This is a genomic window from Phyllobacterium zundukense (genome assembly GCF_002764115.1).
In the GTDB taxonomy this organism is placed as follows: domain Bacteria; phylum Pseudomonadota; class Alphaproteobacteria; order Rhizobiales; family Rhizobiaceae; genus Phyllobacterium; species Phyllobacterium zundukense.
Genome location: NZ_CP017940.1, coordinates 803,080 through 822,390, shown reverse-complemented (window position 1 = coordinate 822,390; position 19,311 = coordinate 803,080). Strand labels below are relative to the sequence as shown.

Sequence of the window (19,311 nt, the reverse complement as noted above, 5' to 3'; positions counted from 1 at the left end):
AATTAAACTTGAGTTAGTTTGACCCTGGCTACTCGGCTGCTTCCTGATCGTCGAGACCAAGGAAACCGCCCGACTGCCTTGCCCACAGCCCAGCATAGATACCATTGGCCGCGATCAGCTCTTCATGAGTCCCGCTTTCGACAATCCTGCCCTTGTCCATAACGACCAACCGGTCGAGCGCCGCAATGGTCGACAGCCGGTGCGCGATCGCGATCACGGTTTTCCCCTGCATCAGCCGGTAGAGATTGTCCTGGATCGCCGCTTCCACTTCCGAGTCGAGCGCCGAGGTGGCCTCGTCCATGATCAGGACCGGCGCATCTTTCAGCATCACCCGGGCAATGGCGATACGCTGGCGCTGGCCACCGGAAAGTTTAACGCCCCGCTCACCGACATGGGCATCAAAACCGCGCCTTCCTTTGGGATCGGTCGCCAATTCGATAAAGCCGTCCGCCTGCGCGTTCTTCACTGCCTGATACATCAATTCGTCCGATGCATCTGGTCGGCCATAAAGCACATTGTCCCGGATCGAACGGTGCAGGAGCGAGGTATCCTGCGTGATCATACCGATATGTTCACGCAGCGAGTCCTGCCTGACCTTCGAAATGTCCTGTCCATCGATCAGGATACGGCCGCTTTCCAGATCGTAAAACCGCAAAAGCAGATTGACCAACGTCGACTTGCCGGCGCCTGATCTGCCGACAAGCCCGATCTTTTCGCCCGGACGAATATCCAGCGACAGGCGATCGATGACACCGGCGCCCTTGCCATAGTGAAAGCCGATCGAATCGAAGGTGATGGCGCCGGCACTTACCTTCAAGTCCGGAGCATTCGGCACATCCTGAACGAGGCGCGGCAACGAGATAGAGGTTATGCCATCTTCCACCGTCCCGATATTTTCGAACAGCGCCGACATTTCCCACATGATCCACTGCGACATGCCGTTGAGGCGAAGAACGAGGCCAATCCCAACCGCGACCGCACCAACAGAAATGGCCGAACCAAGCCACAACCAGATGGCAATGCCGCTAACCGAGAACAGAAGCACGCAATTTATCGCATAGAGGCCAACATGGAACGCTGTCACCATGCGCATCTGGGTATAGGCCGTACTCAAGAAATCCTGCATTCCCTCGCGGGCATAACTTTCCTCCCGCTTGGAATGGGAAAAGAGTTTGACCGTGGCGATATTGGTATAGCTGTCGACAATCCGCCCCGTCATTGTCGATCGCGCATCGGCTTGCTTTTTCGAGACCACCTGCAATTTTGGGATGAAATACCACATCAGGCTGACATAGGCCGCCAGCCATACCAGAAAGGGCATCATCAGCCGCCAATCAGCCGCGGCAGCAATGATCAGGGATCCGCTGAAATAGACGATAACGTAGTTGAGAACGTCGAGCAGCTTCATCACCGTCTCGCGCACCGCGAGCGAGGTCTGCATCAATTTGGTGGAAATGCGGCCCGCAAATTCATCCTGGAAGAAAGTCATCGACTGGCGAACAAGATAACGATGCACCATCCAGCGGATACGCATCGGATAATTACCGAGCAAAGTCTGATGGATGACCAGCGAATCGATCAGAACGACGCCCGGCATCACGACAAGTACGACACCCGCAATCAATGCGAGCTTCCATCCTTCATCGGCAAGAAATGTTTCGCGTGAGTGGTTCGAAAGCCAATCGACAATGCCGCCCAGGAACCCGTACATCGACACTTCAAGAACAGCGATGAGCGATGTGCAAACCGCCATGACAGCAATCCACGGCCAGACGCCCTTGGTATAGTGCAGGCAAAAGGCCACCAATGTCTTGGGTGGCTCGCCAGGCTCAGCAGACGGGAACGGCTCAAGCCTCTCTTCAAACCAGCGAAACATCATCAAACCTCATGTGGGCATGTCTTGGGAGCAGACCGCAAAATCGGTCGCCGGAGCTTCGTCAAGGTGAACATGGAACAGACCTGCAAACGTGAAAACAAACGATTGCGGCTTGTGTCAGTAAATGGGGAAACTTAAGCGAGCAAAATGGACACAGAACCGCCAACGACACCGGAGAGCATCCGGTCTGGAAGAAGTCGGAAAAATTCTGGCATCGACACCTCCAAAGTTAGCGTTGCGGTATGATCCCTATACCGATTATGAACGCAAAAGGCGAGAGCCCAATCTTATACGCAAGCACTTCGATGGCGAAGGTGTTGCTAACGGAGCACTCTACTTTTGACCAACAATCAAGCTGATCTGCGCATCGCGCTCTACCAGCCCGATATTCCCGGCAATACCGGGACGATCCTGCGCATGGCGGCCTGTTTCGGCATCGGTGTTGACGTCATCGAACCCGCAGGCTTTGACATCTCCGACCGCGCATTGAAGCGGGCCGGGATGGATTATCTCGAACAGGCTGCTCTTACGCGCCATGCCGACTGGACGCATTTCCAGCAATGGCGGCTGAGTGAAAACCGCCGATTGCTGCTTTTTTCAACGAAGGCAGCCGAGCCCTACACCCAATTCAGCTTTCAGAGAGGAGACATTCTGCTGCTCGGGCGCGAATCGGCAGGTGTTCCAGCTGAGGTGCATCAGGCCGCAGATGCGAGACTGATCATCCCAATGGTTCCAGGCGCGCGTTCACTGAATATGGCCCTTTCGGCGGCCATCGCTGCGGGAGAAGCGCTCCGGCAGTTCCAGCTCTAAAAACAAATCCGCCGGGCATTTCTGACCGGCGGATTTTTTGGTTTACGACTGCGGTTTTAGTCGATCTGAACCGCCTTGCCGCCTTCCCACTTGTAGAAGACGAAGGCTGGTGTGGTCAGGTCGCCTGTGCTCGAATAGGTCAGGTCGCCGACAACTGTGGACAGTGCCTCACCCGACTTGATCTTTGCCGCAACCTCCGTTGGTTCAGCCGAACCGGCCTTTTCAATCCCACCGGCGATCACCTGCAATGCAGCATAGGCATTGAGCGTGAAGGCTTCGGCCGGAATGTTCTTGGCCTGAAGCGCTTCTACGACCTTCGAAGCTGCAGGGTTCTTGGTAGGGTCTGCACTGTTGGTAAACAATGTGCCTGCAGCGGCTTCGCCGCCGATTGCCCAATATTCCGTATTGGACAGGCCATCGGGGCCGATGAGCTGCGCCTTGATGCCCTGGTCGCTTAACTGACGAGCGATCAGGCCGCCTTCAGCATGATAACCACCGAAATAGATCACGTCGGCCTTTTCGGACTTCAAACGCGTTACAAGCGCGCTGTAGTCTTTTTCGCCGGCATTGATACCTTCGAAGACAACTTCGGTAACGCCGCCCTTGTTGAGCACGGCCTTCAGACCGTTGCCAATGCCCGTGCCATAAGGCGTCTTGTCGTAGACAATGGCGATGCGCTTGTCCTTGAAGTTGTCGAGAATGTATTTGCCGGCAACGTCGGCTTGCTGATCGTCGCGTCCACAGGTGCGGAACACGGTCTCTAGACCGCGTGTCGTCAAGTCCGGGGTGGTCGCTGTCGGAGTAACCATCACGATGCCGTTCTCGGCCAGAACATCCGAAACCGGCATGGCTACGCCCGAAGTAACCGGACCGACGACAAATTTGATACCCTCACCAACCACCTGGTTGGCAACCGATACGCCCTGCTTCGGCTCACCCGCATCATCAAAAATCTTCGTTACGATTTTTTCGCCCTTGATGCCGCCTGCAGCGTTGATGGCTTCCGCAGCGCTTTCGACACCGTTCTTCACCTGCAAGCCATAGGCTGCGACCGGTCCGGTGACAGGCGCGATAATGCCAACGATTATGTCGGCCTTGGCAAACGACGTCATCGCCATGACAGCGGCCAACGCCACGCCGGATATCAACGATAAGCGCATAGTGTCCTCCTTGGATTTTCTTGTGCGTCCGGAAGATTCTCCGGTGCTGGCAAAGTTCTACTGACTTTGCAAAAGGCTGTCAGCAACGATTGCTTGAAATTTGGCTGGAATAGCAGAAAATCTGATAAATTTCTAAAATTGGCAGCCGTTTTTGGCCAGATCGATCAATTTTTTGAAGAAAAACATCAATTTTATTGTTCAATCTTCGTTTTTTCGCATTTCAGTCGGCATTCGGCAATCGGCGCATGGTGAACTCGATGATGTCGCCCGGGCGCTCATACCAGCTCTCTATTTCGGTCCAATAGGCAGCTTTGGGATATTGTTCGAACCACTCGCGTGCCTTTTCGCGCGCTGCGAGGCGGGGAAGCCTGAAACTCTCGCGAATGAATGCACCACGCTGCTGGTGGCCGCTGTCACGGCTCTCCTTCAGTCTCTTGCGCAAGCCATCAAGCGGCGGCTTGGGGAAATGTGACCGGGGTGCTCTGGAGACCATCTCGTATCCTTCACTGAACCCTACAACAATGAGATTAGGGACTGCGCGGACGGAACACGAGTCATTTTTTTATGGATACATCGAATGAATGAGCACCCCTTCCTTTTGGCTTTTGGTTGATGTGATACTGTCCACCGCAAAAAGGATTCTTTGTTATGGACCGTCCAGATATTCCCGCCATCCTGCCCGAAGCACTTGAGGAAAAGAAAACCATGGCTACTGCCTGGTTTATGGAATTGCGCGACAAGATCTGCGCAGCCTTTGAGCAACTGGAAGACGAACTGGATGGCCCACTTTCCGACCGTGCGCCCGGCCGCTTCAAACAGACGCCCTGGCAGCGTGACGAAGGAAAAGGCGGCGGCGGGATCATGTCCATCATGCATGGCCGGGTCTTCGAAAAGGTAGGGGTTCACACCTCGACGGTCCACGGCGAGTTCAGCCAGGAATTTCGCAAGCAGATACCGGGCGCAGACGAGGACCCGCGTTTCTGGGCATCAGGCATTTCGCTGATTGCCCACCCGCAAAACCCGTTTGTGCCGGCCGTCCACATGAACACGCGCATGGTCGTTACAACACGGCAATGGTTTGGCGGTGGTGCGGACTTGACCCCCGTACTCGATCGCAAGCGGTCTCAGGAAGATCCCGACACGCTCGCCTTTCACAAGGCGCTGAAATTCGTTTGTGACAAGCACTCTGCGGTCGCCAATCATGAGAAGTTCAAGACTTGGTGCGACGAATATTTCTATCTGCCTCATCGCAAGGAGCCGCGCGGCACCGGCGGCATATTCTATGACTGGCTGCATTCTTCGGAAGAAAATGGCGGCTGGACTGCCGATTTCAATTTCACACGCGATGTGGGCCGGGCTTTTTCCGTGGTCTACCCCTACCTCGTGCGGCAGCACTTCAACCAGGACTGGACAGATGCGGAGCGTCAGGAGCAGCTGATCCGTCGGGGCCGTTATGTTGAATTCAATCTGCTCTACGATCGCGGCACGATCTTCGGCTTGAAGACCGGGGGCAATGTCGATTCCATCCTTTCATCGATGCCACCAACGGTTAAGTGGCCCTGACGCGAATCTTTAAGGGATCAATCTGCCACTTCATGCGTTATGATCGTTACGAGCGCGGTGAATGGACGCCGCGCCTGATGGTCGAGCGCGCTTGCTTGCGGACAACAGGGAGAGAAGCCATGAAAGAACTTCATTGCATTGTTCCCGGTTGCCAGTGGCATACACGTCACGACACCGAAGCCGAAATCATCCGCCGCGCCACTGAACACTTGCGCGAGACCCATGGCGAGACTGTCATCCGCGAGCACATGCTCGATACAATCAAGGCGAATATTCAACCCGAAAAGGGCAAGGCCGCCTGATTAGAGCGTCGCCTTATTTGTGGTATGACGCTCTAACCTTTCCCTGCGTAATCAGGAATTTTTGCCAATAATTCCTCGCGTTTGAGGGTGAACCCGGACTCGATCCATTCATCCTCGATCGCGCGTTGTACCTTGCCGATCTCCGGGCCCTTATCGAGACCCGCGATTATGAGATCGCCGCCCGAAAGAGGGAATTTCGGCTTATCGTAGCTATCGAGAAATTCCAGCAGCCTCGACAGGTGTCCGGCCCGCATCATGGCATTATTATCATTGACCGCATCGGCCCTTGCGGAAACCAATGCGAGGCGAAGGCGGTCGCGCATACCCTGTTTGTCGCTGCGGTAGAGTTTCTTCGCGAATCCCGTTTCGGAAATTTCCGGTGGCGGTGGGACAGTGCTCGCCCAGGCCTCTAGCCGTTCGCGTTCGCTGTTTGACAGTTTCAACCGTGATGCCAGTTCGTCGACACGCTCGGTGTTCGGCGGGATCATGCTTGCAAGGCGCAACAGTGGATCGACAGCCCAACCCAGGTCCTGCTCTGTCTTAACCAGACCATGGATCGTATCGATGCCCCATTTTTCGCTTTCCGGCAAAACTGCTGTCAGGACGCCGGCCTGCCGCATCCATAACAAGGCACGCGACGGGTCTGGCGCACCCAGCAACTTCTTCAGTTCGGACCAGATGCGTTCTGCCGAAAGCCGGACAAGCCCGTCCTTCAAACGGGCACATGCCTTCAGCCCTTCGCTCTCGGGACGGCCCCTTCCATACCACGCGAAAAACCGGAAAAACCTCAAGATGCGGAGATAATCTTCACGAATGCGTTGCTCGGCATCGCCGATGAAACGCAGTGTCCTGCTCTCGATATCCGCAAGCCCGCCAACGAGATCGACGATCGTCCCGTCAGCCTCGACATAGAGCGCATTGATGGTGAAATCGCGCCGTTCCGCATCTACCCGCCAATCGCGGCCGAAGGCCACCTCCGCATGCCGTCCGTCAGTCGCGACATCGGCCCGCAATGTGGTCACTTCGAAGGGCCGGCCAGCGGCTACAACAGTGATCGTGCCATGATCTATGCCGGTCGGAACGACCTTGAAGCCGGCCTCTTTTGCCCGCCGCAGGGTCTCTTCCGGCAAACAGGTCGTTGCAATATCGAGATCGCTCACCTCCTGCCCGAGAAGAGTATTGCGTACCGCGCCACCGACAACGCGAGCCCCCTCGCCTTCGCCAGACAGCACCGCAAGAAGTTTTTGCAAGGACTTGTCCTTGAGCCACGGGGCTTTGTCGGCAATGGTAATCATGCTCACGAATAGAGCCTTTCATAAAGTGTACGGATGATCCCGGCGGTCACGCCCCAGATGAAGCGATCGCCAAATGGTATCGTGTAGTAAAATCGCTCCTTGTCCTGCCACATTCGGCTTTCGCGACGATGATTGGCTGGATTCATCAGGAACGACAACGGCACCTCGAACACATCGGCGACCTCATCCGGATTCGGCGTCAGGTCGAAGGGCGGATGGACCAGGCCAAGTACGGGTATGATAGAATAACCGGTCGTCGTCAGGTAGCGTGGCAGGCGGCCGAGGAGTTCCACATGCCGGCCCTCAAGCCCGATTTCCTCATGCGCTTCGCGCAGGGCCGCCTTTTCCGGCTCATAATCGTCCTCGGGATCGATCGCGCCACCCGGGAAAGCCACCTGGCCCGAATGCTTGCGCATATGGACCGTACGCAGTGTGAGGATCACACTCGCTTCATCGCCCCGATCGACGATTGGAATCAGCACCGCTGCATCGCGCAGCGGATTTGCCGCGATCACGGCGTCGAGATCGGGATTGAGCCGATGGTCGCCGTGATCCTCGCCCAATGTTTCACTGCCCTTGAGCGCGACACGCCGCGCGAAGGCTCGGGCAGAGAACCCCTCATGCAGTGGTTTGGTTTGGTTCATAGGCTTTGCTTTTCCAGCTCGCCCGCCGGCATGATCGGAAAGACCTTGCCTTTCGATCGGACGGCAAACATGACTTCTCCGTCGATACTTATGTCCTCTCCATGACTGACCAACTCGTACATCACCGGGCGCGCAAGCAGCGCTTCAAGCCGCCCCCGAACGAGAAGATATGGCTTTAGGCCGCCATTGGCCTTGTCGATGACAAAACGCAGTGGATTTTCGGCGCTGGCCTCGACAATATCACCAACATTCGTCCGGAAGGTCATCGTCTGGTCGGCGCCTTTGCCAGACACATTGAGCTCGACGGCCAGAAAATGTGCATCCTCGACACGTATACCCACCTTCTCGACCGGCGTAACCAGATAGGTCTTTTCGTCCGCATCCTTGCGCAAGACGGTCGAAAACAGACGCACAAGTGGCTGTCGCCCGATAGGGGTCCCCATGTAAAACCAGGTTCCGTCGGCCTTGATCTCCATGTCGAGATCGCCGCAAAAATCAGGATTCCACTTGTCAACCGGCGGCAGGCCCTTGCCTTGCGCAGCGGCGCGCGAGATCAGCGCTTCAAGTCCTGCAGCGTCGCGCAATGTGTTTTCTCCCTCAGTCATGGCCTGACCTTTTTCTGTTCACGTCACGAAATAGTCACCGTTAAACCGCTTGTCTGCATGTCATAGTGACTTAGAGTCATTTAAGTTAGACTCATTTAAGATACCAGCGGCGAGGTGAGCCCATGACCATGATTAAAGCTGAGGTACCGACCGACCCCAAGGCAATGATCGCCGAGGCCGAAAAAGCTCTGGCCGACATTGCAAGGATAAGGGAAGGTATCGGCACCGTCATCTTCGGTCAGGAAAGTGTCATTGAACGGACACTCGTGGCGCTTCTGGCAGGGGGGCACGCCCTTCTGGTTGGTGTGCCCGGGCTGGCCAAGACAAAACTGGTCGAAACTCTGGGGACAGTTCTCGGGCTCGATGACCGCCGTATCCAGTTCACGCCCGACCTGATGCCATCCGATATCCTCGGTTCCGAAGTCATGGAGCAGGACGACAACGGCAAGCGCTACTTCCGCTATGTCAAAGGCCCAGTCTTTGCGCAGCTGCTGATGGCTGATGAGATAAACCGTGCGTCGCCGCGCACGCAGTCGGCGCTGCTACAGGCGATGCAGGAATATCATGTGACCATTGCTGGCGAACGCCATGATCTGCCTCAGCCGTTCCATGTGCTGGCAACACAGAACCCGCTGGAACAGGAAGGTACCTACCCGCTGCCGGAGGCGCAGCTTGACCGGTTTCTGATGCAGATCGACATTCTTTATCCCGAACTCGAGGCCGAGCGACGCGTCCTTCTTGAGACCACTGGTATCTCCGAAGCCACGGCGCGAGAGATTATCGATGCGGAACGTCTGCGCGAGATGCAACAGCTCATCCGCCGCATGCCGGTGCCCGAAGGCGTCGTTGACGCCATTCTCAAGCTCGTCCGCTCCGCCCGCCCGGGAGCCGAAAATGAAATTGCGAAGAAATTCATTTCCTGGGGCCCCGGTCCGCGTGCCAGCCAGGCCCTGATGCTCTGCGCTCGCGCCCGCGCACTTTATGATGGGCGCCTCGCGCCATCGGTAGACGATGTGAAGGCCTTGGCCGAACCGGTACTGCAGCACCGAATGGCGCTTACATTTGCGGCGCGCGCCGACGGAATGAACGTACGCGATGTCATTGGCAACCTTACAAAGGTTGCCCTCTGATGGCAGCAATCGGCGCGCAGGTCCAGCGAACCGAGACAGGCGACGCGCTCGCGCGTGCCCGTCAACGTGCCGCCCTGCTGCCCGATCTGCTGGTTGAAGCACGCCGTATCCTCAACACCGTCAATACTGGCTGGCATGGCCGCCGCAAGAGTGGTGTAGGCGAGAGTTTCTGGCAGTTTCGCCCCTATACGGAAGGCGAAGCCGTGTCTCGCATCGACTGGCGCAGATCGGCCCGCGACGATCGTACCTATATCCGCGATCAGGAGTGGGAAGCCGCGCATACGGTCTGGCTGTGGGCGGATCCTTCGCCTTCCATGCTCTACAAGTCAGAACAGGCACACGTATCGAAAGAGTCGCGTGCCCTTGTACTGGTTCTGGCATTGGCGGAGCTGTTGTCACGCAGCGGCGAGCGCATTGGATTTCCCGGCATAACCGACCCATCGTCTGCGCGAAATGGCGCCGAGCGCCTGGCAACATTGCTTTCCCACGCGACCAGCCTGCCCCCCAAGCCTGATCTGACCAAGGTGCGCCGGTTTTCCGATGTGGTCCTCGTCAGCGATTTTCTTGAACCGGTTGAAGAGACGCTTGCCGTTCTGCAGCGGCTTGCACATGACGGCGCCCGAGCCCATCTGATCGAGGTTTACGACCCGGCAGAAGAAGAGTTTCCCTACAAGCGCCGCACCGAATTCATAGATCCCGAAACTGGAGCTTCGCTGACCTTCGGCCGCGCCCAGGACTATGCGGAAGATTACCGTCGTCTGTTCCATGCCCGCCGCGACACTCTGAGCGCTTTTTGCAAGCGGATCGGCTGGAGTTACACAACCAACCGCACTGACCGCCTGGCTTCAGACGCTTTGGTGTCGGTTCACATGAACATGACAGCCAATATCGGTTATCAGGGAGGTGGCCTATGAGTGCCCTTCCCTTGGCCTTCGGCGCCCCGCTGATCCTGTTGGGACTGATCGTTCTTCCGATCATCTGGTGGCTGCTCCGCGTGACCCCGCCGCGCCCGGTCAGGGAAGTGTTTCCTCCGCTGAAAATCCTGGCGCAGCTCCTGAACAGGGAAGAGACGCCAAACAAGAGCCCCTGGTGGCTGACTTTGCTGCGTCTGCTGTTAGCTGCTTTCGTCATTCTGGCGCTGTCAGAGCCTGTCTGGAATCCACGCCCCGAAACCTTGACCGGCAAAGAACCCGTTGCGATCGTACTCGATAATGGCTGGTCGTCGAACGAGGAATGGAATGCCCGCAAGGAAACTGCAGAACGGTTGATTGCCGATGCTGAGCATTCAGGCGCGCTCATCTATATTCTCGGCACGGCAGAAAAAGCCAATGCCGATATCGGACCGTTTGATGCCAACGCCGCCCTGGAACGGCTTCGCGCTTTGACTGTACGGCCTATTCCGGTCGATCGCCGCGCCGCTTTTGCACGGTTGAAAGTTGCACTCGCCAACGTCACCGGAACGCGGATCGCCTATCTCAATGACGGTGTCGACACACCCCAGACAGCCGAAGCGCTGAAATCGCTTGAAGGCACGGGGGTTGCATCCATGATCTGGTATCAGCCTTCGATCACGTCGCTTGTTGCAATCTGCCAGGGCGTGAACAATGCGAATGGCCTGACCGTCCGCGCGGTACGCCCGGCCGATGAGCGTGGCCAAAGCGGTATCACCATCGGAGCCTTCGACGAAAAGGGGCGCCGCATCGCCGAAACCGGTCTCGTATTTACAGCCGGCGAGGCAGCAGCGGAAGCTGTCATCAGCGCTCCCTATGAACTGCGCAACGATTTCCACACCCTGCGCATCGATGGAACTGCGCAGGCTGGCGGCACATATCTCATCGATGACAACAACAAGCGCAGGCGCGTCGCGCTGCTCTCCGGATCGGAAGCCGACCTCTCGCAGCCCCTGCTCTCGCCGCTCTATTACATTTCACGAGCCCTTGAACCCTTTGCCGACATTTTGCGTCCACGCAACGCTGAATTGGTGCGGGCAGTGCCGGAGCTTCTTGAACAGAAGCCTTCCGTCGTCATCATGGCTGATATCGGCAAACTGCCGGCCGAAACCGAGCAGACATTGTCGGACTGGGTTGACAAGGGTGGCACGCTGGTCCGTTTTGCCGGGCCGCGTCTCGCTGGAAATAGCGACCAGGATCCACTCTTGCCCGTTATCTTGCGCAAGGGCGAACGGTCCCTGGGCGGCACGCTGTCGTGGAAAGAATCGCAACCCGTTGCCGCATTCCCGGAGAATGGACCTTTCGGGGGCCTGCCAACCCCGCAGGATGTGACGGTGACGCGGCAGGTGCTGGCCGAACCCTCCGCCGATCTCTATGACAAGAGCTGGGCCAATCTGGCAGACGGTACTCCACTTGTGACCGGAGAGGCACGCCAGCGCGGTCAGCTCGTGCTGTTTCATGTAACGCCTGAAGCCACATGGTCGAACCTGCCGATCAGTGGCAGTTTCGTCGATATGCTGCATCGTATCATCTCACTGTCCAACAGTTCCGGACCAACGATGGACGACAATCGGGCAAACGGTTCCGGTGTCCTGCCGCCCTATCTCATATTGAGCGCTGAGGGCGCGCTGATACCGCCGAATGGAGATACCAAACCACTGCCCATCAGGAATGGCGCAGGTCCACAGGTGAGCTTCGACAATCCGCCCGGCTTCTATGGCGTCGAGGATGCCATGATGGCGTTCAACCTCTTCAACCCTGACGGCGAAATCAAACCGCTGATACGGCCTGATCTGACAATTCCGGTGATGACAGCACGCTATGCTGTCGATGAGTCCGTGCCACTGCGTGGGCCGCTCTTTGCCCTCGCAGCATTGCTCCTGGCATTGGATGCCATTGCTATTTTATGGCTCGGTGGCCATCTGCGCCGGCGCTTTCGCCCGACGGCTACCGTTGCGTCCCTGGCAATCCTCTTGCTGCCGGCCATTCTCGCCTTCGGGCCTTCACCCGTCCATGCCCAGCAAAATGACAGCAAGCCCGGCGACCAGTCCATTCTCGAAGCGGTCAATGCCACGCACCTTGCTTATGTTATTACGGGCGACAGCACTGTCGACGATATCAGCAAAGCAGGCCTCTCCGGCCTTTCCAGAGCACTTACCGACAGCACGGCTCTCGAACCCGGAGAGCCTATCGGCGTCAATCCCGCGACGGATGAGCTCGCCTTCTACCCCCTGATCTATTGGCCCATCGATGCTGCGGCGAGAATGCCGTCACCCGAGGCCGTTGCCAAGATCGATGCCTATATGCAGCAGGGTGGAACCGTCCTCTTCGACACGCGTGACCAGGACGCGGCGGCAATCAGTTTCGATAATTCGACGACACCCGCCAATCAGAGACTGAGGGATATTCTTGCAGGACTGAACATTCCGCCGCTCGAGCCGGTTCCGAGCGACCACGTACTGACCAAATCCTTCTACATCCTGCAGGATTTCCCGGGCCGGTATCGCGGCAGCCCTCTCTGGGTGCAGGCTTCGCTCTCGACGGAAACCCGTGCCGACCGGCCGGTGCGTGCTGGTGATGGCGTAACGCCCATCATGATCACCGGCAATGATTTTGCCGGTGCATGGGCGACGAATGCCGATGGATCGCCTCTCCTGCCAACGATACCGAATGATCCGATGCAGCGCACCTATGCCTACCGCACAGGCATCAACATTGTCATGTACATGCTGACCGGCAACTACAAGTCGGATCAGGTGCATGTGCCCGACCTGCTGGAACGGCTGGGGAATTAGTCCATGTATTTGTCCCTGGATTTTCAACCTCTAGTTTCCACCACGCTTCTTGCGTTACTGCTTGTGCCATTGTTTATCCTGACACTGGTCGGGATCTACTTTCGCCAGCGCGGGAGTTTGATCCGGCTGCTGGCCGTGGCGGCATTCGCCATGGCGCTCTTCAATCCAATCGTCGTCAACGAAGAACGCGAGCCATTGAAGAGTGTCGTGGCTGTCATAGCTGACCGCAGCCAGAGCCAGGATATCGGCAACCGAACAGCGGATACAGATGCAGCCCTCAAGCAAGTGCAAACAGCTCTTGAACGTCTGCCGCAATTCGAGGTTCGAACTGTCGAGACCGGGCGTGCCAGCGAGAATGACGACGCAACATCGACACGTCTGTTTCAGGCATTGAACGGCGCGTTCCGCGATGTACCGCCTGCCCGTATAGGCGGCGCTATCATGATCACCGACGGTCAGATTCACGATATCCCCGCCAATCCATTCGGTCTTGGCTTCAACGCGCCTTTGCACGGTCTTATCACCGGCACGCCGGGTGAAATCGATCGCCGGATACAATTCGTCCGCGCACCACGCTTTGGTCTGACCGGCAAGCCGCAGCAAATGACCTATAAGGTTACGGGTGCGGGCGAGCCGGCAGGAGGCCGCGCGCATGTGCGTGTGCGCGTCAATGGCAATGAGGTCAACAGCGAAGACGCGATTATCGGCGAGGAGATGCCGCTGGAAGTGACGCTGCCGCGCGCGGGCGTCAATATCGTAGAGATCATTGTCGATTCTGTCCCGGGCGAGCTCACCGAGGTGAACAACCGCGCCGTGGCCATGGTCGACGGCATACGCGAGAATCTGCGCGTCCTGCTCGTATCTGGCGAGCCGCATAATGGCGAGCGCACATGGCGCAACCTTCTCAAATCCGACGCGTCGGTGGACCTCGTCCACTTCACCATTCTGCGACCGCCAGAGAAACAGGACTCGACGCCGATCAACGAACTTTCGCTCATCGCTTTTCCGACACGTGAGCTCTTCGTCGACAAGATCGAGCAATTTGACCTCATCATTTTCGATCGCTACCAGCACCGTGACGTGCTGCCGCTGCTCTATTATGATTACATCAACGACTATGTTCAGAAGGGTGGCGCGTTGCTCATTGCCGCCGGGCCCGAATTTGCAGGCAACATGTCGATCGCCAATACGCCGCTCCTGACTGTCCTGCCCGCGACGCCAACCGGCAATATCGACGAGAAAGCCTTCTATCCGCGCCTGAGTGATCAAGGCAAACGCCACCCGGTGACGCGTGGGCTCGAAGGAAGCGCGCAGGAGCCGCCAAACTGGAGCCGCTGGTTCCGCGTCATCGATGTCAATCCGCCGGAAGGTAACGTTGTCATGAATGCCGGCGACCGGCCGCTTCTTGTGCTCAATCGCATCGGCGAAGGACGTGTCGGCATGTTCCTCTCCGATCAGGGCTGGCTCTGGGCACGTGGGTTCGAAGGCGGCGGGCCGCATGCGGCCCTATACCGGCGTATCGCTCACTGGTTGATGAAGGAGCCGGAACTCGAAGAAGAGGCACTGACTGCGACCGGCAGTGGCCGCAATCTCGAAATCCATCGCCAGACCATGAAGAAAACCGCCGACCCCGCGAACATCATCACTCCGTCTGGCAAGACACTCTCCGTTCCTCTCACCGAGACGGAACCCGGCGTGTTCACAGCCTCCCTGCCGACCGACGAAATCGGTCTCTATCAGGTAGCCAATGACGAATTGACAACACTCGCCCACGTTGGACCAGTGGACGCACCGGAATTCGCCGACAATGTTTCCACCACGACAAAGCTCGACCCTCTCGCCCGTGAGACGGGCGGCGGCACCCGGCGCCTGCGTGCAAACGCGGGTCAGGGCTCCGTTGAAGTGCCGAACATTGTCGCCTCACGCGGCATCGCCAGCGCTAGCGGCGATAATTGGATCGGGCTGAGGCCGACCAATGAAACGGTCCTCAAGAGTGTAGACCGCCTGCCCCTGTTCTCCGGGTTCCTCGGCCTTGCCGCTATGATCCTGGTACTCGGCAGCATGTGGTACCGCGAAGGGAAATAACCCTCAGGCTCCTCCAGATGCCGCATGGCGCACCTGCCCCTGAACATTCTCCAGGGAGCGGGGAGCGAGTTCGCAGGCAAGAAAGCGTGCCGGATCGACAGGAGCCGGCATGACGATCTGGTGCCCAGTGATCGGACGGAAACCAAAGGGTGCGTAATACGGCTCATCGCCCACAAGAATGACCAGTCTGTGTCCGGCAAGCCGCGCCGCTTCCATGCTGGTGCGCATGAGCGCAGCGCCAATACCCTGGTTTTTCCAGGCAGGACGAACCGCCAGAGGCCCGAGAAGCATGGCTGGTGTGTCACCGATTAGAATTGGCGCAAGCCGGACCGATGCGACCACGTGTTCGCCATTCGACGCGACAAAGGAAAGACTGCGGTCATGCGGCCCGCCTTCGCGAATCCGATAGGCGGCTCGGGCAAAGCGTCCCGGTCCGAAAGCTTCCTTGTTGATGTCTTCGATGGCGGCATCATGCACCGGCTCTTCCGGCGCGTAGGTCACGACATGGGTCAGCATGCTGGATTTCTTTATGAAGGAGTGGACATTCGCCCTTGGCAAAATGCGGCCGTCGGGCAATACAGGAACTTCCGTCGCTTGAGTGAGCGCCGGTCCGGGTTTCATCGTCGGATGAACAGAATTCCTGCCACAATTGTCTCCTTTTGCGTTCGCCTAACATCAAACGGGCGAGACGTAAACCGAAATTCGAATTTTCTGGACAAAAAGTGACAGTCTGTTCACTCCGCTGATGCTGGAAGCGTGGCAATCAAAGCCTAGGTAAAGACAACGAACGAATACTGATCAGCTGGCTTCGCTTTGAGTCAGCCAAGGAGACAATACGATGGGTCTGTTGATTGACGGCATCTGGCATAACCAATGGTACGATACGAAGGATACAAACGGACGCTTCATCCGCTCCGAGTCGCAGTTTCGCAATTGGGTGACCCCCGATGGTAGCGCAGGACCGACCGGCAAATCCGGATTCAAGGCTGAAGCTGGCCGTTATCACCTTTACGTATCCTATGCCTGCCCCTGGGCTCATCGCACACTGATCTTCCGTGCACTCAAGCAGCTCCATGATGTGATTTCGGTATCGGTCGTCGACCATTACATGGGAGGCGAAGGTTGGACCTTTTACGAGAAGGATGGCGCTACACCCGATCATCTCTTTGGCTACAAGCGCTTGCACGAGGTTTATGCTCGTGCTGAGCCGAACTATTCGGGCCGGATAACCGTGCCGGTTCTCTGGGACAAACAGCAGAACACCATTGTCTCCAATGAATCATCGGAAATTATCCGCATGCTCAATTCGGCGTTCAATGATTTCGGTGACGCGTCGCTTGATTTCTATCCCAAGGACCTCCGCGGCGAGATCGACGAGATCAATGCGCTCGTCTATCCCAACATCAACAACGGCGTTTATCGTGCCGGATTTGCCACCACGCAGGAAGCTTATGAGGAAGCCTTCAATCAGTTGTTCAATGCGCTCGATCACGTGGAAGAGCGGCTGTCGAAACAACGCTATCTCGTGGGCGACCAGATAACGGAAGCAGATTGGCGGCTGTTCACGACCTTGTTGCGCTTCGACCCCGTCTACGTCGGTCATTTCAAATGCAATCGACAACGCATCGCCGATTATCCAAATCTCTCCAACTATACCCGCGAACTATACCAAGTCACGGGTGTGGCGCCGACCGTAAACATGAAGCACATCAAGGCGCATTACTACGGTAGCCACAAGACGATCAACCCCACGGGAGTAATCCCGGCTGGACCGGAGATCGATTACTCCGCGCCGCACGACCGCAATCGCTTCTAGAGTCGCCTCTACCAGGCGAGCGGTACCTCTGCACCGTCCATGATTTCGGCAAGCCTTCGCCGGGTGGACGGTGTGGTGCCCTCCGGCAGGGCATCAAGTTTGAAGAACCCTGCTTCCGCAATTTCGCGATTGGACAGAAACGGAGCCGTCTGCCGGAATGAGCGGCAGACATAAAGTGCCACATGATCCCGTTTCGATGCGTGAGCATTGTGATAGATGGCAAAGAGCTGTGGCCGTCCCGTCAATTCGATATTGCCTTCTTCCATCAATTCCTTGGCCAGTGTCTGCTCCACTGTGTGGCCGGACTCCACGCCTCCACCTGGAAATTGCCAACCGGGAACGTAGGTATGGCGAATGAGGAACACGGACTGCGTTGCTTCATCGATTACGACGCCACGCGCGCCAAGTGTCATCGGCCGACGAAACAGAAAATAGGTATGGAATAGGCGGTGACGCAATCTTGATCGTATATCAGTCATTCAATCCAACCTTGAGCGGAACCACAGCATCATGCGATGGTTCTATCACTGGATTTAGAATCCATACTCTCATAAAGCTGAAATAATGTTCCGTCTGGCCCACATCTCCGACATTCATCTGTCACCGCTCCCCGCGCTGACTTTGCGCGAGCTCATCTCCAAACGCATCACCGGGTACATCAACTGGCGCTCGAACCGCAAAGGCTCGATGACAGGCGGCACCTTGGACACGCTGATTGCCGATTTGGAGGCGCAGAAGCCCGATCACATTGCAGTTACGGGAGATCTGGTCAATCTGGCGCTCGATGAGGAGTTGGAGACGGCCCAGCGTTGGCTGAAGACACTTGGTGATCCGGCGAATGTTTCGGTTGTTCCCGGCAACCATGATGCCTACGTGCCCGGTGCGCTGAAAAAAACGCGCCGCTACTGGGCTCCATGGATGCGCGGCGATCGCGAGGCCGCGGCGGACAGGCCGGTCGAGTTTCCCTATTTACGAATCCGGGGCGATGTAGCGCTTGTCGGTGTTTCCTCGGCGCGGGCAACCGCGCCGTTCATGGCCACAGGTGATATCCGTGAGCGGCAGGCAGGCAAACTTGGCGAAATCCTCGATGAAACTGGCAAACTTGGCCTCTTCAGAGTGATCATGATCCACCATCCGCCTGTACGAGGCGCCGCGCCCTCGCACAAACGCCTGCTCGGCATCGGTCTCTTTCAGCGAACCGTTCGCAAGCATGGCGCAGAACTGGTGCTGCACGGTCATACCCATCTGGCGACCCGCCATGAGATCGACGGTCCGGACTGGAGAATTCCGGTCGTGTGCGTCCCTTCGGCCAGCCAGAGTTTTGGTGGAAATCATAGACCGCCCGCGGCCTTCAATCTGTTTTCGATTGCAAAGACGAATACAGGCTGGTCATGCCACATGGTCGAGCGAGGAATAGTCGACGAACAGATGACGATCAGGACCATTCGCGAGCACGATTTGACCGTAGGGGCAGTTCTCAATCCGGTTTTATGAACGGCGCAAGGTGTTCCCAAAAAAGCAAGAGCAGCGCTCCAGCACCGGCCGACGCACCAATGAGAAACCAGAAGGTCGCGGTGATGAACGCACTTAGGCGGGATCGTTGTGGAGCGGCATGGACCAGACTTTTCGCCGGAAAATCCGCTTCTTTCAAGGGTTCCACTGGAAGCAAACTGACTCGTTGCCCTTCCATCAATCGTTGACGCTCGACAATGCGCTCCGCGATATAGTTCGTAACTGCGTCGGCAATCGGCCGTATTTCGGGCGATTCTGCGACCACAATTCGTCCAAGTCTCGTATCGCGAACGAAACGGTAGGTACGCCGGTCGCGTGCCATCATCACATGCGATGTGGCGTCTATCCACAATCGGGGCTGCCCCCCTTTGGAGATAGCAAAATCCCATTGAAGATCATCAATTGGCACATCCTCAAAGACAGGACGAAGATCGTCGGCAAGGATTTCTATCCGCGCGAGATCGGCCTCCTTTGCGTCCATGGCGACATCGCCCCGATCCGCCGCACCAGCCTGCGCGCCGCGAATTGCGTCGGCAAGTTTGAGCCTGTCGTCGTGAGTCTTCTCCCGCATGAAATGTTCCAGCGTACCGTCCACAAGGGCTTGGTCAGGTCGATCCTGCTTTTGAGTTTGCGCCCTAGACATCATTAACAATCCGGCCCTGCCATTGCACCTGAAACTTGTCTGAATTCGGCCTATCCTTTGGCTTAAGCAAGGATGTATCTCCGAATTTACTACTCATCGAAATGACGAAAGAAAGGCCCCGAAGG

18 protein-coding genes are annotated in these 19,311 nt (G+C 57.1%); 9 read left to right on the top strand and 9 right to left on the bottom strand.

All coding sequences use genetic code 11. The features are described 5' to 3' along the window. Positions 1-28 precede the first annotated feature (28 nt). Entirely contained in the window at positions 29-1,876 is a 1,848-nt protein-coding gene (locus tag BLM14_RS03985) for an ABC transporter ATP-binding protein (protein WP_100001027.1), read from the bottom strand. A 339-nt stretch (positions 1,877-2,215) separates the two neighbouring features. Between BLM14_RS03985 and BLM14_RS03980 the strand changes: the two genes are divergently transcribed. Then, positions 2,216-2,686, top strand: coding sequence for a tRNA (cytidine(34)-2'-O)-methyltransferase (locus tag BLM14_RS03980; protein WP_099998190.1), 471 nt, complete (start codon positions 2,216-2,218; stop codon positions 2,684-2,686). A 56-nt stretch (positions 2,687-2,742) separates the two neighbouring features. Here the strand turns inward: BLM14_RS03980 and BLM14_RS03975 are convergent, their stop codons facing one another. Together BLM14_RS03975 and BLM14_RS03970 are read right to left on the bottom strand one after the other, a co-directional pair. Next, positions 2,743-3,846 (bottom strand): ABC transporter substrate-binding protein, encoded by a 1,104-nt coding sequence (locus BLM14_RS03975; protein ID WP_099998189.1) that lies wholly within the window; start codon positions 3,844-3,846, stop codon positions 2,743-2,745. Positions 3,847-4,066: 220 nt separating this feature from the next. Further along, positions 4,067-4,339: a hypothetical protein gene (locus BLM14_RS03970; protein WP_099998188.1), complete on the bottom strand. Its 273-nt coding sequence runs from the start codon at positions 4,337-4,339 to the stop codon at positions 4,067-4,069. 155 nt (positions 4,340-4,494) lie between these two features. Here BLM14_RS03970 and hemF point away from each other — a divergent pair, with 155 nt between their 5' ends. Then, positions 4,495-5,409, top strand: coding sequence for an oxygen-dependent coproporphyrinogen oxidase (gene hemF, locus BLM14_RS03965; protein ID WP_099998187.1), 915 nt, complete (start codon positions 4,495-4,497; stop codon positions 5,407-5,409). Positions 5,410-5,528: 119 nt separating this feature from the next. Further along, entirely contained in the window at positions 5,529-5,711 is a 183-nt protein-coding gene (locus tag BLM14_RS03960) for a DUF1059 domain-containing protein (RefSeq protein ID WP_099998186.1), read from the top strand. A gap of 32 nt (positions 5,712-5,743) precedes the next feature. On the opposite strand, the gene BLM14_RS03955 is transcribed toward BLM14_RS03960, so the two are convergent. The 3 genes from BLM14_RS03955 to BLM14_RS03945 are packed head-to-tail and all read right to left on the bottom strand — an operon-like array spanning position 5,744 to position 8,255. Further along, on the bottom strand, positions 5,744-7,006 hold the full coding sequence (locus tag BLM14_RS03955) for a CCA tRNA nucleotidyltransferase (RefSeq protein ID WP_099998185.1): 1,263 nt from the start codon (positions 7,004-7,006) through the stop codon (positions 5,744-5,746). Positions 7,007-7,008: 2 nt separating this feature from the next. Next, complete coding sequence (locus tag BLM14_RS03950; RefSeq protein WP_099998184.1) at positions 7,009-7,650, bottom strand: CoA pyrophosphatase; 642 nt, start codon at positions 7,648-7,650, stop codon at positions 7,009-7,011. Then, positions 7,647-8,255 carry a DUF1285 domain-containing protein gene (locus tag BLM14_RS03945; RefSeq protein ID WP_099998183.1) on the bottom strand — a complete coding sequence of 203 codons (609 nt, stop codon included), beginning with the start codon at positions 8,253-8,255 and terminating at the stop codon, positions 7,647-7,649. Before BLM14_RS03945 ends, BLM14_RS03950 begins: the two co-directional genes overlap by 4 nt. Before the next feature lie 122 nt (positions 8,256-8,377). Between BLM14_RS03945 and BLM14_RS03940 the strand changes: the two genes are divergently transcribed. The 4 genes from BLM14_RS03940 to BLM14_RS03925 are packed head-to-tail and all read left to right on the top strand — an operon-like array spanning position 8,378 to position 15,215. Beyond that, positions 8,378-9,385, top strand: coding sequence for an AAA family ATPase (locus BLM14_RS03940; RefSeq protein ID WP_099998182.1), 1,008 nt, complete (start codon positions 8,378-8,380; stop codon positions 9,383-9,385). Then, complete coding sequence (locus BLM14_RS03935) at positions 9,385-10,299, top strand: DUF58 domain-containing protein (RefSeq protein ID WP_099998181.1); 915 nt, start codon at positions 9,385-9,387, stop codon at positions 10,297-10,299. Before BLM14_RS03940 ends, BLM14_RS03935 begins: the two co-directional genes overlap by 1 nt. After that, positions 10,296-13,130, top strand: coding sequence for a DUF4159 domain-containing protein (locus BLM14_RS03930; RefSeq protein ID WP_099998180.1), 2,835 nt, complete (start codon positions 10,296-10,298; stop codon positions 13,128-13,130). The genes BLM14_RS03935 and BLM14_RS03930 overlap by 4 nt, the downstream gene beginning before the upstream one ends. A gap of 9 nt (positions 13,131-13,139) precedes the next feature. Beyond that, entirely contained in the window at positions 13,140-15,215 is a 2,076-nt protein-coding gene (locus BLM14_RS03925) for a hypothetical protein (protein WP_204252010.1), read from the top strand. 3 nt (positions 15,216-15,218) lie between these two features. Here BLM14_RS03925 and BLM14_RS03920 read toward each other — a convergent pair whose 3' ends face one another. Then, positions 15,219-15,731: a GNAT family N-acetyltransferase gene (locus BLM14_RS03920; protein ID WP_100001026.1), complete on the bottom strand. Its 513-nt coding sequence runs from the start codon at positions 15,729-15,731 to the stop codon at positions 15,219-15,221. A gap of 322 nt (positions 15,732-16,053) precedes the next feature. Between BLM14_RS03920 and BLM14_RS03915 the strand changes: the two genes are divergently transcribed. Then, positions 16,054-17,031 carry a glutathione S-transferase family protein gene (locus tag BLM14_RS03915; RefSeq protein WP_099998178.1) on the top strand — a complete coding sequence of 326 codons (978 nt, stop codon included), beginning with the start codon at positions 16,054-16,056 and terminating at the stop codon, positions 17,029-17,031. 8 nt (positions 17,032-17,039) lie between these two features. On the opposite strand, the gene BLM14_RS03910 is transcribed toward BLM14_RS03915, so the two are convergent. Then, positions 17,040-17,510: an NUDIX domain-containing protein gene (locus BLM14_RS03910; protein WP_099998177.1), complete on the bottom strand. Its 471-nt coding sequence runs from the start codon at positions 17,508-17,510 to the stop codon at positions 17,040-17,042. 85 nt (positions 17,511-17,595) lie between these two features. Here BLM14_RS03910 and BLM14_RS03905 point away from each other — a divergent pair, with 85 nt between their 5' ends. Beyond that, a complete protein-coding gene (locus BLM14_RS03905; RefSeq protein ID WP_099998176.1) occupies positions 17,596-18,525 on the top strand; it encodes a metallophosphoesterase family protein in 930 nt (309 codons plus the stop codon). Here the strand turns inward: BLM14_RS03905 and BLM14_RS03900 are convergent. Beyond that, a complete protein-coding gene (locus BLM14_RS03900; RefSeq protein ID WP_099998175.1) occupies positions 18,509-19,114 on the bottom strand; it encodes a hypothetical protein in 606 nt (201 codons plus the stop codon). The genes BLM14_RS03905 and BLM14_RS03900 overlap by 17 nt on opposite strands. Positions 19,115-19,311: the final 197 nt, after the last annotated feature.